Below are 13,704 nucleotides of genomic sequence, written 5' to 3'. Positions count from 1 at the left end.
TGTTTTTCTAAATGCTTTCATAAAAGAACATTATATGTTTTAGAGCTATGGATTAATTCATATTCTGCCATCCACATGATCCAGGAATTGGCTGACTATGTATTCTAAACAACAAATCACCTTGTGCATTTGGCGTTGAAGCAGAAGCTTCATGACTACTACCATTAAGGTAATTACTATTCGTTGCAAAAGTGGTCTGCCATACATTACAAAACGACAGGAACGTTTGTACCCCTGCATTAACCGGTTTAGGCGTCGCTAATTTAAAAGTAAACCAAGTAAAACTTGAATAAGAAGGAATTGTAAATTGTTCATACCCCATACTACCAAAAAAATCAATATCATGAGGTCCAGGACCACGATTCCCGTCTTTTACGAGTAACTCTATAGCACAATTTGTCCAGCTATAGGAGATGTAAATGATTGGGTAATACAATAAATACCTCTCATTTCTGAACCTGTAAAAATTTCGTTTAATATTTCAGCTTTATCCGTTAGTATGGCATAGATCTGCAACCTTTTCGCATCCGTATTATACTGTACCATGCCTTCCACTGGAGTTGCTATTGCATCAACTTCAGTTTGTGTCATTGAAGGAAAAACAACTGGCAATGGCGTTGCAATTTCCATCGAAGATTCTGTATTTGGTGTTGCCCGTACCTCTAACAATTTGCCCTGTGTTTATAAGGTCATTTCCATTGGCATCATTTCCAACAACCAATACTTGCTCTATGTTTGCAATTCGTTTGTAGGGTTAGCATCTGCATCGTCTACCAAATCGTTTGTGACACTTTCAGCCGTTTTTGCATGTAACGCATAAGGCACACTTAATAACTGGCTCATACCTATAATAGTGTAACTGGCAGCTCCAGTTGGATCGGTTTCTGTTTTTATAAAGTAGCTGTCTGCAGCCCAATCTATGGTCGTGAAATGGCCACTTACAACAGATCCTGTGCCTATTTCTACAGTCACTAATCCGTTAACGTTAGAGGTTGGCGTTTGGGTTTCTACATAAACTGCTGTTCCTGTTGCTGTAGTTTGCAAAATACTTATTTGCATGCCTACGGCTTGATTAGTCACTAATGCATCACCACTGTCTCTTACAACCGCTTGGTAGCTCATTTTCTCTGGCGTTTGGGCAAAGGTGGTTGCTGTTAGCAATATGGCTGCTAAAAAGGTGTATATCTTTTTCATATTTACTATTTTAATTTCAGAATTATTTAAAAACTCATTTAAAAATGCTGTTTTTTCTTGCGCTCTGTTAGCACTGTAAATACAGCGCATTAGCACCAATACATCGCGCTCCATATCGCTACCCAAACTATACTTGTATTCTTTAGGGAAATTTTTGGTGCATATATAAATTTATAATACTAGTTTATAAGTATCTCTGTAAACCGGTAACTCCGTATGTAGTGCCATTTTTAAAAAATAAAAACCGTCCGCTTACGCGGTACTATTATAAATAACTAAAAAGCTCGAACTGCACGCACAGCGAGTGTGTTGCCCTTAAAGCCGCTGCCCAGATTACCATTGGTGAAATCCTGTCTCCACACGAGACTGGCATCGACCTCCGTAGAACTCCAGAAGTAATAAGAAGAAAAATTAGCACCTCCATTAGCCGTTGCTGAAGCATTTATAGCTGCTTCATTTAGGTACATTTCATTCAACTCATCTTTACTCGGTAAAAACCAATCGTTAAAACCACCACCCGTATAGGCTTTTGCCAAACCTGCTGCGTAATTAGTTTCTACTGCACCTTGTGCTGAAATTATAGTTGCTGTATTTGTTATTCCAGTACCTATTGCAGTACCTGTTGCTCCCGTAGTTGTGTAAGACCCGTTATACCATTGTATCCCTGTACTTTGGTTTTCTATGGCACAAACTAAGCCATGCGTATTATCTGTTGGGTCTACCCAAAAAACAACGCCACCTTCAATGAACTGACCAATTTCTGCTTCATCTATTTGATTATCACAATTATTATCTATATTGTCTCCAGCTATTTCTGGGACTCCTGGATTTATTGTTGCATCACCATCATTGCAATCACCCACTGGTTTTACTGTTGTTGTATATCCTGTTCCTGGTGAATCACATTGTGTTACTGTAGAAATGGCAAAACTATCGCCATCTGCGTCTAAATACCAAATTGTGTCTGGATTGATGGTAGCATCAGTATCATTACAATCGGTATTATTACTTACATAACCATTAGGTGCGCTAAATGCTACATACGTACTGTTAATATCGCCGTAGCCATCGCTATCTGCATCTTCGTAAAAAATTGTGCCCGCATAAGGATCTGCCCATACTGGTGTACCACTACTGCTTATGGTTAAAACTTGCCCTTCAAGGCCTCCTGTAGGAATTCCGTTTTCTACTGTTTTAGCATGCAATGCATAAGGCACACTCAACAACTGGCTAGTACCTGTAATTGTATAGTTGGAACCGCCGGATGGATCAGTTTCTGTTTTTATAAAGTAGCTAGAAGCAGACCAATCTATGGTTGTAAAACCGCCACTTACAATGGTCCCTGTACCTATTTCTATGGTTACTAATCCGTTAACATTAGTGGTTGCCGTTTGGGTTTCTACATAAACCGCTGTTCCCGTTGCTGTAGTTTGTAGTATACTTATTTGAATCCCTACGGCTTGGTTGGTTAATAAATTACCGCCACTGTCTCTTACTACCGCTTGGTAGCTCATTTTCTCTGGCGTTTGGGCAAAGGTTGTTGCCGTTAGCAATACTGCTGCTAAAAAGGTGTATAAATTCTTCATAATAGGTTAATGTTATTTTTTTATAATTTTAAATGTTTTTAATGCTTGGTTGTTTTGGCTTACCTTAAGAATGTAAGTACCTGATGCTAAATTTTCCATGCTTATTTTACTACGTTCTTGAGATACAGATCCTTTTACAACTACTCTGCCTTGTAAATCGAATAAAGCATAGCTTAAATCTGTTAGTTTGGCATCGCTTATGGCTAATACCACATAATCTGATGTAGGATTAGGATAGGTAACAGCAGTTAAATTTACGGTGGACAGTTCGAGGTTACTTAAGGTAAAAAGTTCGATACTTTGTTGCACACCTTGGGTTAGGGTACCACTTCCTGTATTGGTGGTATATACCAATTGCCCAACAGTATAACTGAATGAACCACCACTGCCTGTGGCATTGCCTCCGGAGGCTGGAATGGCTTTTTGTGAGTACATTAATTGTGTAGCAAAGAATAGACAGGCTATTAGTATTGTTTTTTTCATAGAATTATATTTTGTTAGGTTCGTATGTTGGTAAATATTATTTTAATATCGAGAGATACCTATTAATTTAAATAGTATTTACTAAAAGTATCAAACATGGTGCTTAAAAGTGGGTATTTAACATGGACAAAAACATGGACAAAATTAAAAAACAAACATAAAATGCTCATAATCACTATTTTGATTATTGTTTAAAATATGTATTTTAATAATTAAAAAGCCCGAACAGCACGCACACTGGTTGCGAAGCCCTTATTGTTGGTGCCCTGATTACCACTGCCGAAATTTTGTTCCCACGCGCTATTGCTATCGCCCTCCGTAGAACTCCAGTAGTAACCATAAAAAATAGCACCTGCATTTGCGGTTGCTGTAGCATTTACAGCTGCATTATTTAGGTACATTTCATTCAACTCATCTTTACTCGGTAAAAACCAATCGTTAAAACCACCACCCGTATAGGCTTTTGCCAAACCTGCTGCGTAATTAGTTTCTACTGCACCTTGTGCTGAAATTATGGTTGCTGTATTTGTTGTTCCGGTACCTATTGCAGTACCTGTTGCTCCCGTAGCTATGTAAGCCTCGTTATACCATTTTATCCCTCCACCTTGGTCTTGAATAGCACAAACTAACCCATGCCTATTATCTGTTGGGTCTACCCAAAATACTACGCCACCATCTCTAAAGTCGCCTACTGTTGCTGGTTGTGTCTCTAAAGTTGTAATTCTAGCTTCTAGTGTTGCTATTAAATTATCTACATAAGCTTTAGTTGTTGCATCTTGAGCATCGGTTGGGTCGGTTACGTTTTTTAATTGTGTATTTGCTAGGTTTCCTAAAGTTGCAACATCTTCCAAAGTTTGCGTTTCGGTTACGCTTTCAGCCGTTTTTGCATGCAAGGCATACGGCACACTTAATAACTGGCTCGTACCTGTAATGGTGTAACTGGCACCTCCTGTTGGATCGGTTTCTGTTTTTATAAAATAGCTGTCTGCAGACCAATCTATAGTCGTGAAATCACCGCTTACAACAGCACCTGTTCCTATTTCTAAGGTCAGTAATCCGTTAACATTGGTGGTTGGTGTTTGCGTTTCTACGTAAACTGCTGTTCCTGTAGCTGTAGTTTGCAAAATGCTTATTTGCATGCCTACTGCTTGGCTGGTTACTAAAGCATCACCACTGTCTCTTACAACCGCTTGGTAACTCATTTTCTCTGGCGTTTGGGCAAAGGTTGTTGCCGTTAGCAATACTGCTACTAAAAATGTGTATAAATTCTTCATAATAGGTAAATGTTATTTTTTTATAATTTTAAACGTTTTTAATGCTTGGTTGTTTTGGTTTACTTTAAGGATATACGTCCCTGATGCTAAATTCTGCATGCCTATTTTACTACGTTCTTGAGATACAGATCCTTTTACAACTGCTCTGCCTTGTAAATCGAATAAAGCATAGCTTAAATCTGTTAGTTTGGCATCGCTTATGGCTAATACCACATAATCTGAAGTGGGATTAGGATAGGTAACAGCAGTTAAATTTACGGTGGTCAGTTCGGGGTTACTTAAGGTAAAGAGCTCGATACTTTGTTGCACACCTTGGGTTAGGGTACCACTTCCTGTATTGGTGGTATATACCAATTGCCCAACAGTATAACTGGATGAACCACCACTGCCTGTGGCATTGCCTCCGGAGGCTGGAATGGCTTTTTGTGAGTACATTAATTGTGTAGCAAAGAATAGACAGGCTATTAGTGTTGTTTTTTTCATAGAATTATATTTTGTTGGGTTCGTATGTTGGTAAATATTATTTTAATCTCGAGAGATACCTATTAATTTAAATAGTATTTACTAAAAGTATCAAACATGGTGCTTAAAAGTGGGTATTTAACATGGACAAAAACATGGACAAAATCAAAAAACAAACATAAAGTGCTTATAATCAGTATTTTGATTATTATTTAAAATATGTATTTTAATAACTAAAAAGCGCGAATAGGACGAATGGCGCTTGCGATCAACTTTTCCTTGAGGATCGGAATACCATTGGAAAAATTCTTCCCCCGTGCGAAAGATTGATCGAACTCTGTAGAACTCCTGAAGGCATAAGTATTAAAAATAGCACCTCCATTAGCAGTTGCTGTAGCATCAACAGCTGTTTTATTTACATACATTGGTTTAATTCATCCTTACTGGGCAAGAACCAATCAGTAAAACCGCGTCCGATATATGCCTTTGCTAAACCTGCGGCATAATCTGTTTCAGTTGGACCTTGCGCTGTAATAATAGCAGCTGTATTGTTTATTCCTGTACCTAATGCAGTACCTGTTGCTCCCGTAGCTATTAAGCCCCATTATAACATTGTAACCCTGTGCTTTGGTCTTCTATGGTGCCTTTTCCTGTTAATGGTGGCCCAAATGGTAGTCTATCGTTATCCGCTAAAAACTTATTTTTGGCATCTATTTTATCGACATTAAATGGTGGATTTGCCATCACGAAATCGCACCTTCCTGTTAGGTTGTACGGATTGGTTTAAAAGCTGTTGGCTTCTATAATTTCACCTTCTATTCCATGTATAGCCAAGTTCATTTTAGCCAAACGTGTGTTGTTACTTTTAAGCTCTGTACCATATGCTCTTATGAACGCAAGTACTTTTGATAAATTCTTTGAAAATGATAATGGAATAGTATCCAATGTAAATAGTCAATTACATTTGAATGAAATAGAAATGATTATCTACAATAAAATTAACAAAAACAACTGGAGATTAGAGCAAGAAAAAATCCCATTAGAATATGTTAAAATGCCAATGAATAGCCAACGCTGAAGGCCACCAATGAAATACCGACTACTTCACGAACGCCTTGTATTTGATCATGTCTTCCAAATCAAAAAGGCTAGAATTAAACATGATCTGTTTAATTCAGGCAGCATTGAAGAGGATCGGTTTTGTTTTGAACGGGGCGATTCCGTTGCCATTGTTTTGTATGAAAAAGACACAGACTCCTTACTGTTTACCAAGCAATTTAGATATCTCACTATTAAAGAACGGGCTGGCTGGATACTTGAGCTCACAGCCGGCTCTATAGAAACTCATGAGGAACCAGAACACCGTGTGAAAATGGAGGTTGAAGAAGAAATTGGTTATAAGCTAAACGGGCTAGACTTTATCAGTTCGTTTTTTGTTTCGCCTGTCGGAAGTTCTGAACGCATTTTTCTTTACTATGCCGAAGTGAATTCATCCGATAAAGTTTTTAAAGGTGGCGGTATGACAACTGAAAAAGAGGCTATTCAATTGGTGAAAATGCCCGTTATAGAGGTCCATAAACACGTCAAAAACAATCAATTTCGCGATGCTAAAACTATTATTGGGATTCAGTGGTTTTTGGGGCATACCATGTACGGAAACAAAGCGTTTCAAGCTCTTTAGGATTCGAGCGTGTTCTTTAAAATATAAAAAAAAGCGCCACACTTCAGGTGGCGCTTTTCACTATTACAGCATTCCAAATTATTTAACTACTAGCTTTTTGGTGGCCTTCGCATTCACGCCTGTTAATTCTAAAATATACAAACCAGCATTCAAATTCAAGAACATATTATTCGCACCCATTTGAAGTGTTTTCTGCATGATTAATTTTCCATCTATACTGTATATTTTCATGTGTTTAAAAGCCGTATTATGGGATATATTTAGTTGTCCGTTTGTAGGATTCGGATACATGGTTACGGCCTTCAATTGGTGATCGTCTATACTTAAAAAGCCACAATCTACGGGGTCAAAGCTTACTAATCCTAATGTCGCATTATCGCTTTGATGCACGATTACGGCTTCGGCATCAGCAAGGGTGTTTGGCGCATTGGTTTCATCCCAACAATTATTCATGGCCATTAATGCGTTGGGTGTATTGTTATAAAGTGCGTAAGTTATGCCACCGTTTCCATTTTCAGAAAAGACATTTTGGCCTACATTTGCTGCGCCATCACCCAAGTTAATAGACGCTTCTCCAATAACCGTTATTCCCCAGAGGTTTCGACGAATTTGATTCCCACTAGCAATGACTTCCATACCGCCCGAAGACGTATTTAACGAAATACCACTTCCACCCACGTTGGGGCTTCCTTGTGTATCATTGTCTTCAATCCTATTATTTCTGACGTAAGCAAAGGCATTGTTTCCAACAATGGTCAGACCATATCGGTTATCGGTAATGCTATTGTCATCGATTATGGCATTTATGGTACCTCCAACGAAGTTCGACACGGCAATACCACCTACCATATCCAAAGTACGATCGCCTTTAATGGTATTTTGAATAATTTGAATGGGTTCTGCAGTCCTTGTCGTCCCCATGTTAATTTGAGGGCGGTTGGAATTTGCTTGATTATTCCCTTCCATATAATTATTAAAAATATACGGTGATACGGCACTATTAGCACCCGAGCTTATAGCTGGCGTTTGATTAAAGGTAATCGTGTTGTTGGTGATTTGTGGCATACCTCGCGAAAGCGCAATAACGCCACCGGTTGCAACACCTGACACGTTATTAGTAATCAGACAATTGTTAATTGTAAACGTTTCGGTAAGCACACGTAAGCCGCCGCCATATTGAATGGTGCTGTTTTGAATGTTGATATCGGAGAACTCTTCAAAGCGAAAACCCTCGTAAGGAGCTGCTGGGTCTATGGCCGTAAAAGTCACACCATCTGCATTGACGTTAAAGGTGCCAAAAACGGTGATGCGGATATCGGCTGCTAGTTCCAATGTCACATCGGAATTTATAAGAAAGGTATCTGTTGTGGAAATTATCAAATCATCCACCAAGGTATAAGTGGTGCCTGTTACCGAAATGGTAGCCGGACTTGCCGCCACCAGATCCTCTAAAGTAAAGGTTGTTCCTGTATCTGGTGTGGTATAAACTTGAGCGGAAATTATTCCAACACCACCGATAAGTACTAAAAAATTGAGTAGTAGTTGTTTCATGATTTTATGTTTTAATTTTCATAAAGTTAAAACATATTGCTGGGATTGGCTGTTAAAAATGTGTTTTATAGTACGCCGTTTTGGTGGTTTGCTTCTAAATGTATCTCACAACCGGTATTTGGTTAATTTAAAAAATCGCGCTTTTAGTTGTAAAAGCGCCATTTTAAAGAAGTCATTTATGCTACTAGAGGGGATATTATTCAATTAAAAGGTTCACTAAAACCGTATCATACCGTTAAAAACTTACCGTCTAACCCTTATGTAAAAAAACCTATTTTGATACAGAAACTAGCAAAATTAAAGAGATTTTATGGTAACTGATGCGGATAACCCTAATTTTTTTAAAACGCGCTTTTCTATTTTTACCTAAACTATTTATGCGCTGAAAATTTATTCGTGCTATTATTTTTTAAGTTACTTTTAGTTTCTATATTGAAGATTAAAATGTGATTATATTTGTGGTGTCTATATACAAACCATGACTTATACCAACCGTTGTAAGCAATTAAAGAAAATAACATGTCGATAACAAAAGAAGACGAATTAATTGGAATGAAAAAGATTAGTGACGTTGTTGGAACTACACTAAAATTAATGAGAGAATATGCTAAAGTTGGCATATCTACAAAAGAACTAGATGCCTATGGAGGAGACATTTTGAAGCGTTATGGGGCTAAATCAGCACCCTATGAAACGTATGGATTTCCTGGTTATACGTGTATTAGTATCAATAAAGAAGCCGCACACGGAATACCATCCGAGAAAAAAATATTGCAAGAAGGCGATTTAATCAATATTGATGTTTCAGCGGAGCTTAACGGTTTTTGGTCTGACAATGGTGGCTCTTTTGTTCTAGGTAAAGACATCCATAATCACCAACCGCTTGTAGATGCTTCTAAAAATATATTACGCAAAGCCATAAACCATATCAAAGGTGGTGTGAGAATTTCTGATATTGGCTATATAATAGAAACGGAAGCAAAAAAATCAGGATTTAAAGTCATTAAAAACTTGGCTGGTCACGGCGTTGGTAGAAGTTTACACGAAGCGCCAGAAAATATTTTAAACTACAGCGTTACAAGTAACAGAGAGCGATTCAAAAAAAATACAACAGTAGCCATAGAAACTTTTATCTCAACAAGTTCAACTGTTGCTGTAGAATTGAATGATGGTTGGACATTAGTCGGTAACAAAGGTGGATACGTCACCCAACACGAGCATACCATACTTATAACGGATAAACATCCACTTATATTAACCGAATCGAATGCCATTTGGGATTAAATACCTGGGTACAACCAAGTAACGGAGTCAAAATCGGGCCTCCCGATAAGCAAGCAGTAAAGCCATACTTCCATGTCACTAAAATACCTCTATAAATTTCGTAATCACTACATCCTGATATCAGAAAATGTATTTAGACTGTAAATGCTATAGCCGTTGTGTTACTTATTTATTTAGAACACCCGCCCTACACCTACTTTTCTTGGTTTAATAAGGCATTCACCTCATCCAGGAATGCGCCTTCCTCAAACGGCAAGAGTTTTTGTGCCAGCTCCAAAGTTTTCCGAATGTCGCTTCCATGATTTTTTATGCGTGGCGGTGCATACACATCACCTTGCGTGGCCAAAATACTCACATTAATTAAGGCTTCTATGGTTATAAACACATCTTGATACCCTTCAAACTGCAAATACTTGGCTTTAAATTGCTGTTTTTGAATATCAGACGGTTCTAAAGTGTCCAAGTGCTGCTTGGCTGATTTCAAGAGGGCTTTGAGTTTCTTTTTTTTTGCTTTCATCTGGCTTGCAATTTAATTGGTGGTTCATACATGTTATGACACCCTGTTATCCTTTTAGGCTTTTTTGCTAGCCCCATCCGCTAGTATTTCGGTAATGTTATCCAATCCATACATTTGGTCGTGAGGCAAGAGGTCAATGACCATCTCAATAACTTTGGTTACACTAGCTATAGGCGTTTTATGGGGATGCTTGGATTCCACAAAACTGCCATGGCCATCCAGCGCATAATAACAGACTTCCAAAAGGGCTGATATGGAATTGGTCATGTCCGCCTGGTCCAACACTTCAAACCCCACGGTTTTTCTGATTCTATTTCCAAAAGGTTCTTCTCGGAGGCCCGAGAGGTTTTGGAGGTGCTCCCGGATAGCTTGTAATTTGTTTGTATCTGTCATGGCTTTTTTATTGGTCGTCTATGGCTGTTTTTAAAGCTTCATCTCTGATGGTGTCTAGCATCTCCATTTCGGTATAGGGTATCATATCCAGGATATACCCCAACACTTCTTTAATATTAAATTCTGGATCGGGAATGTACCGCGTCCCACAGTAGTCGGATTCCATAGCCAGTAAACAGACTTTTACCAGATTGGCTATCATGTAGGCGGTATCCAAATAGCCTTCTGTAAGCAGTTCCATGGTGTACAAACCGGTTCTTACCCGATGGGGTTTTAAGCTGGGAAAATCCCGTTCGGATAACGATTGTATAAAATCAGCCTTTTCGGTGGCATTTGGTGGCGGGCATGACGCATGGGGTTCCCGACGTTCTTTTGGATTTGTTAGGGGATTTGTACAGGCCTCCCATAGGGTTGTATATATACGGGTTACCATGGCTTCTAGGGCTTTGGCTTTCTCCAGGATCCGTTGGAGCTGTTCCGAATTAATATGATAGTGGTTTTCATAGCGCGCCGTTATATAAGCCGCATCCAACAGCTGTAACAAGCTGTGCTCCTCCTCTATTTCCGTATCAAACAGATTTCCGAGGTCTGGCCCAAAGTCCTTGATATAGGTTTGCAGTTCTTTTATACGATGGCTTTTACGCGCCTTGCCCATGGTAATAAGCGCTGCAAACCGAAACCACAGTTCAATGTACTGGTGCAGCATATAGGCCGCATGGGACAACTGATGGTTGTCCATAAAAAAAGTGGCCCCCTCTAAAAAGCCCGCTAGTTTTTGGCCTTCTTTTTTAAAGCTTGCTTGTAGGTTGTTGGGTGTGTTTTGGGGGATTTGGTATTCCTGAAACCGATCCGGTTCGGCCTGGGGACTTTGATAAATTAGTTTATCCCAGCTGCAGTGATACACAAAAAATAGGTTGTCCGCTATAAGTTGTTCCTCGGCATAGTCCAATGGGAATATCCGGTATAGCATAGCGGTTTCTTCCTGACATATTTTGGCAACCATGGCCGATAACTTTTGTGTTAAAGCCGAACAGGACTCTGAAAGCACCACAATTAGTAACGGTTTGTTGCTACCTGCCAACAGGGTGTCTGACTCGTAAATATATTTTACGTCTAAAAGCGCTACTAGTTTGGCTATAATCTGGCTCTGGGTTGTCTGGGTTGCGTTGTCCATATTCGTTAATTTAGAATGTTACTTTTCTTAATAATTCTTTAGTAATTCTAAACAAATCTATATATAATCTAATTAAATTCCAAATAAAAGTTTAGAAACTCTACATTTTTCTATATTAAAAGTATATTTATCTATTAAAATTCGGAATATTTATGACATCACTTGGATTGTATCTGACAAAAAAATCAGTGAATAGAGCTATGGTTTCAAGACGCACTGGAATTAGTCAAGCTAGACTTTCTCAATTGAGTTCAAATGCAACAACAAAGCTCCGTGCTGATGAACTGTATTTAATTGCTTTAGCTATAGATGTGGATCCAGGAGACTTATTAAAGGAAGTGTACAAGGACTTAAAACTCCCCAAAGCAGAAGAATAATAAAAAAAGAATCTGCTTTAACGCGCGCTTCCAATACCTATTTACACCCTGAATGTATTGCTACTAGAGGCCACACCACGATTTCCAAGATTTAAGAGCAAACTCCTTTACACTTTTTATTCCCCTATTACGGATATCCGTAATGTTTATAGACCTCCCTCCCCTATTTTTACCCAAAACTTATTGACACACAGAAAACTACGTAGTTCTACGTATTCCTAATTTGGGTCTAAATACGTTATATTTTCATAATGGAGATATAGACAATTGTCTGTATCCAATTGTTGGCAGCAACCTAAAAAAACACTAAGCAAATGCTAGATAAACATATAGTTGATTTTAATGAAAGTCTAATTGGACTAAGAGACTTTGTGGAATTAATAGAGCCTTTCCTTAATGATAAAGTTGAAGAACACGACCAACACGTTAGACCGTTAGTTCTTTCTGCAATGTTGAAAGAAGTATTGACCGAACAAACAGATATGGAAGGTGAGGAAAGAGATAAACTTGTAGAAATGCAAGAAAAAATCCAAAGTCAGATTGATACTAAATATTCGGAGGAAACAGAAGTTTTGATTGTAAAAGACAAAACTGATGACAATAAGGTTAAATCTTTCTCAATAAAAATAAAATCCAACAACGATAAAATTGTAGACCATATTTCAAACTCTAAAATAGTAAATAAACACATTAATTTACTCTATACTAACTCTTTAATCTCACTACTTAGCAACGTAGAATGGTTTTTCTCACAAATTCTACACTATTATTATGATGAACACCCTGAATCAGCAGGTGTTCAAAAAAGGACTTTGACTTTAAAAGATTTAAAAACGTTTAGTTCAGTCGATGATGCGGAAAAATATCTTATTGATGTTAAAATAGATGAAGTCCTAAGAGGAAACTTTGAAAGTTGGGCTAGCCTTCTAAAAGAAGAAATTGGTCTAGGTCTTGGATATCTTAAACCAGTTATGGATGAACTTATTGAAATATATCAAAGACGAAATTTGTTTGTTCACAATGGAGGTGTTGTCAATTCAATCTATATATCAAAAGTTAAAGAGAGTTTAAGAAAAAATATTGACGTTGGTGATCAACTTGAAGTGGACAAAAATTATCTAGAAAATTCAATTTGTCAATTGCAAAAGGCATTTATTTTAATAGGTGCCGAACTTTGGAAAAAACTAAATCCTGAAGATGAAAAAAGAGGAGAAATACTTGGAGAAATAGTATATGAAAACTTACTTCATTCAAGATGGGATATTTGCGAAGGGCTTTGTTATTTCTCAATTAATGACTCTCAAATAAACCCAGTAGATAAAGTTATTGCTCAAATTAATTATTGGTTATGTAAAAAAGAAACAGACGATTACAAATCAATTGAAAAGGAAATTAATAAAGCTGACTATTCTGATAAAAAGGAGATTTTTCAATTGGGTTTATTTGCATTACGTGGTGAAACAGAAAAATTAATTAATATTTTACAAATTGTCCTCGAAACTAATCAAACAAACATTGAACGTTTAGAAGAATTTCCAATACTTAGAGAATATAGAGAAACAGCTGAATACAAAGAATTCAAAGCACAGTCGAAATTCTTTAAGGAAGAAAATAAGGATGTTATAACACCTGAAACGGTAGAAAAAGAATAACGGCAGCTGCCAACATTGGCTATAATGCTAAAAAAAAATCGTTCATTGAAAATACAGTCTCGTTAAGAGATGAAAA

The 13,704-nt window shown here is 37.7% G+C and carries 19 protein-coding genes; 5 read left to right on the top strand and 14 right to left on the bottom strand.

Going from position 1 to position 13,704, the window contains the following annotated elements; genetic code table 11:
- Positions 1 to 52: 52 nt before the first annotated feature.
- From ES675_RS06195 to ES675_RS16595, 10 genes are all read right to left on the bottom strand, one after another.
- Positions 53 to 436 carry a hypothetical protein gene (locus ES675_RS06195; RefSeq protein ID WP_148367323.1) on the bottom strand — a complete coding sequence of 128 codons (384 nt, stop codon included), beginning with the start codon at positions 434 to 436 and terminating at the stop codon, positions 53 to 55.
- On the bottom strand, positions 385 to 669 hold the full coding sequence (locus ES675_RS06190; protein WP_148367321.1) for a hypothetical protein: 285 nt from the start codon (positions 667 to 669) through the stop codon (positions 385 to 387). The genes ES675_RS06195 and ES675_RS06190 overlap by 52 nt, the downstream gene beginning before the upstream one ends.
- Before the next feature lie 60 nt (positions 670 to 729).
- A complete protein-coding gene (locus ES675_RS06185) occupies positions 730 to 1,194 on the bottom strand; it encodes a hypothetical protein (protein ID WP_231931295.1) in 465 nt (154 codons plus the stop codon).
- 275 nt (positions 1,195 to 1,469) lie between these two features.
- The gene (locus ES675_RS06180) at positions 1,470 to 2,780 is read right to left on the bottom strand and encodes an Lcl domain-containing protein (RefSeq protein ID WP_066252783.1); all 1,311 of its coding nucleotides are present in this window, start codon (positions 2,778 to 2,780) and stop codon (positions 1,470 to 1,472) included.
- A gap of 12 nt (positions 2,781 to 2,792) precedes the next feature.
- Positions 2,793 to 3,263 (bottom strand): T9SS type A sorting domain-containing protein, encoded by a 471-nt coding sequence (locus ES675_RS06175; protein WP_066252785.1) that lies wholly within the window; start codon positions 3,261 to 3,263, stop codon positions 2,793 to 2,795.
- Positions 3,264 to 3,475: 212 nt separating this feature from the next.
- Positions 3,476 to 4,537 carry an Lcl C-terminal domain-containing protein gene (locus tag ES675_RS06170; protein ID WP_066252787.1) on the bottom strand — a complete coding sequence of 354 codons (1,062 nt, stop codon included), beginning with the start codon at positions 4,535 to 4,537 and terminating at the stop codon, positions 3,476 to 3,478.
- A gap of 12 nt (positions 4,538 to 4,549) precedes the next feature.
- Positions 4,550 to 5,020 carry a T9SS type A sorting domain-containing protein gene (locus tag ES675_RS06165; protein WP_066252789.1) on the bottom strand — a complete coding sequence of 157 codons (471 nt, stop codon included), beginning with the start codon at positions 5,018 to 5,020 and terminating at the stop codon, positions 4,550 to 4,552.
- A 212-nt stretch (positions 5,021 to 5,232) separates the two neighbouring features.
- Positions 5,233 to 5,424 (bottom strand): hypothetical protein, encoded by a 192-nt coding sequence (locus tag ES675_RS06160; RefSeq protein ID WP_066252791.1) that lies wholly within the window; start codon positions 5,422 to 5,424, stop codon positions 5,233 to 5,235.
- Between the two features lie 169 nt (positions 5,425 to 5,593).
- Positions 5,594 to 5,743 carry a hypothetical protein gene (locus ES675_RS16550; RefSeq protein ID WP_197503495.1) on the bottom strand — a complete coding sequence of 50 codons (150 nt, stop codon included), beginning with the start codon at positions 5,741 to 5,743 and terminating at the stop codon, positions 5,594 to 5,596.
- Positions 5,744 to 5,782: 39 nt separating this feature from the next.
- Entirely contained in the window at positions 5,783 to 5,848 is a 66-nt protein-coding gene (locus tag ES675_RS16595) for a hypothetical protein (protein WP_231931298.1), read from the bottom strand.
- A gap of 40 nt (positions 5,849 to 5,888) precedes the next feature.
- On the opposite strand from ES675_RS16595, the gene ES675_RS06150 reads away from it, so the two are divergent.
- Positions 5,889 to 6,077 (top strand): hypothetical protein, encoded by a 189-nt coding sequence (locus ES675_RS06150; RefSeq protein WP_148367319.1) that lies wholly within the window; start codon positions 5,889 to 5,891, stop codon positions 6,075 to 6,077.
- Positions 6,078 to 6,086: 9 nt separating this feature from the next.
- A complete protein-coding gene (locus ES675_RS06145) occupies positions 6,087 to 6,680 on the top strand; it encodes an NUDIX domain-containing protein (protein ID WP_066252797.1) in 594 nt (197 codons plus the stop codon).
- Positions 6,681 to 6,758: 78 nt separating this feature from the next.
- On the opposite strand, the gene ES675_RS06140 is transcribed toward ES675_RS06145, so the two are convergent.
- Entirely contained in the window at positions 6,759 to 8,231 is a 1,473-nt protein-coding gene (locus tag ES675_RS06140; RefSeq protein WP_066252799.1) for a T9SS type A sorting domain-containing protein, read from the bottom strand.
- 519 nt (positions 8,232 to 8,750) lie between these two features.
- Here ES675_RS06140 and map point away from each other — a divergent pair.
- A complete protein-coding gene (map, locus tag ES675_RS06135) occupies positions 8,751 to 9,515 on the top strand; it encodes a type I methionyl aminopeptidase (protein ID WP_066252802.1) in 765 nt (254 codons plus the stop codon).
- A gap of 193 nt (positions 9,516 to 9,708) precedes the next feature.
- On the opposite strand, the gene ES675_RS06130 is transcribed toward map, so the two are convergent.
- The 3 genes from ES675_RS06130 to ES675_RS06120 all read right to left on the bottom strand — a co-directional run bounded on the left by ES675_RS06130 (position 9,709) and on the right by ES675_RS06120 (position 11,599).
- On the bottom strand, positions 9,709 to 10,032 hold the full coding sequence (locus tag ES675_RS06130) for a hypothetical protein (RefSeq protein ID WP_066252804.1): 324 nt from the start codon (positions 10,030 to 10,032) through the stop codon (positions 9,709 to 9,711).
- Between the two features lie 54 nt (positions 10,033 to 10,086).
- Positions 10,087 to 10,299 (bottom strand): hypothetical protein, encoded by a 213-nt coding sequence (locus tag ES675_RS06125; RefSeq protein ID WP_148367317.1) that lies wholly within the window; start codon positions 10,297 to 10,299, stop codon positions 10,087 to 10,089.
- A gap of 133 nt (positions 10,300 to 10,432) precedes the next feature.
- Positions 10,433 to 11,599, bottom strand: a complete 1,167-nt coding sequence (locus ES675_RS06120; RefSeq protein WP_066252808.1) for a HEPN domain-containing protein — start codon at positions 11,597 to 11,599, stop codon at positions 10,433 to 10,435.
- A gap of 152 nt (positions 11,600 to 11,751) precedes the next feature.
- Here ES675_RS06120 and ES675_RS06115 point away from each other — a divergent pair, with 152 nt between their 5' ends.
- Positions 11,752 to 11,976 carry a helix-turn-helix domain-containing protein gene (locus ES675_RS06115; protein ID WP_066252810.1) on the top strand — a complete coding sequence of 75 codons (225 nt, stop codon included), beginning with the start codon at positions 11,752 to 11,754 and terminating at the stop codon, positions 11,974 to 11,976.
- 314 nt (positions 11,977 to 12,290) lie between these two features.
- Complete coding sequence (locus tag ES675_RS06110; protein ID WP_066252811.1) at positions 12,291 to 13,628, top strand: hypothetical protein; 1,338 nt, start codon at positions 12,291 to 12,293, stop codon at positions 13,626 to 13,628.
- Positions 13,629 to 13,704 lie beyond the last annotated feature (76 nt).

It is taken from the genome of Algorimicrobium algoritergicola (genome assembly GCF_008086165.1).
Classification (GTDB): Bacteria; Bacteroidota; Bacteroidia; order Flavobacteriales; family Flavobacteriaceae; genus Algorimicrobium; species Algorimicrobium algoritergicola.
Note: the sequence above shows the minus strand (reverse complement) of the source record. Positions and strands in the feature narration are given on the sequence as shown.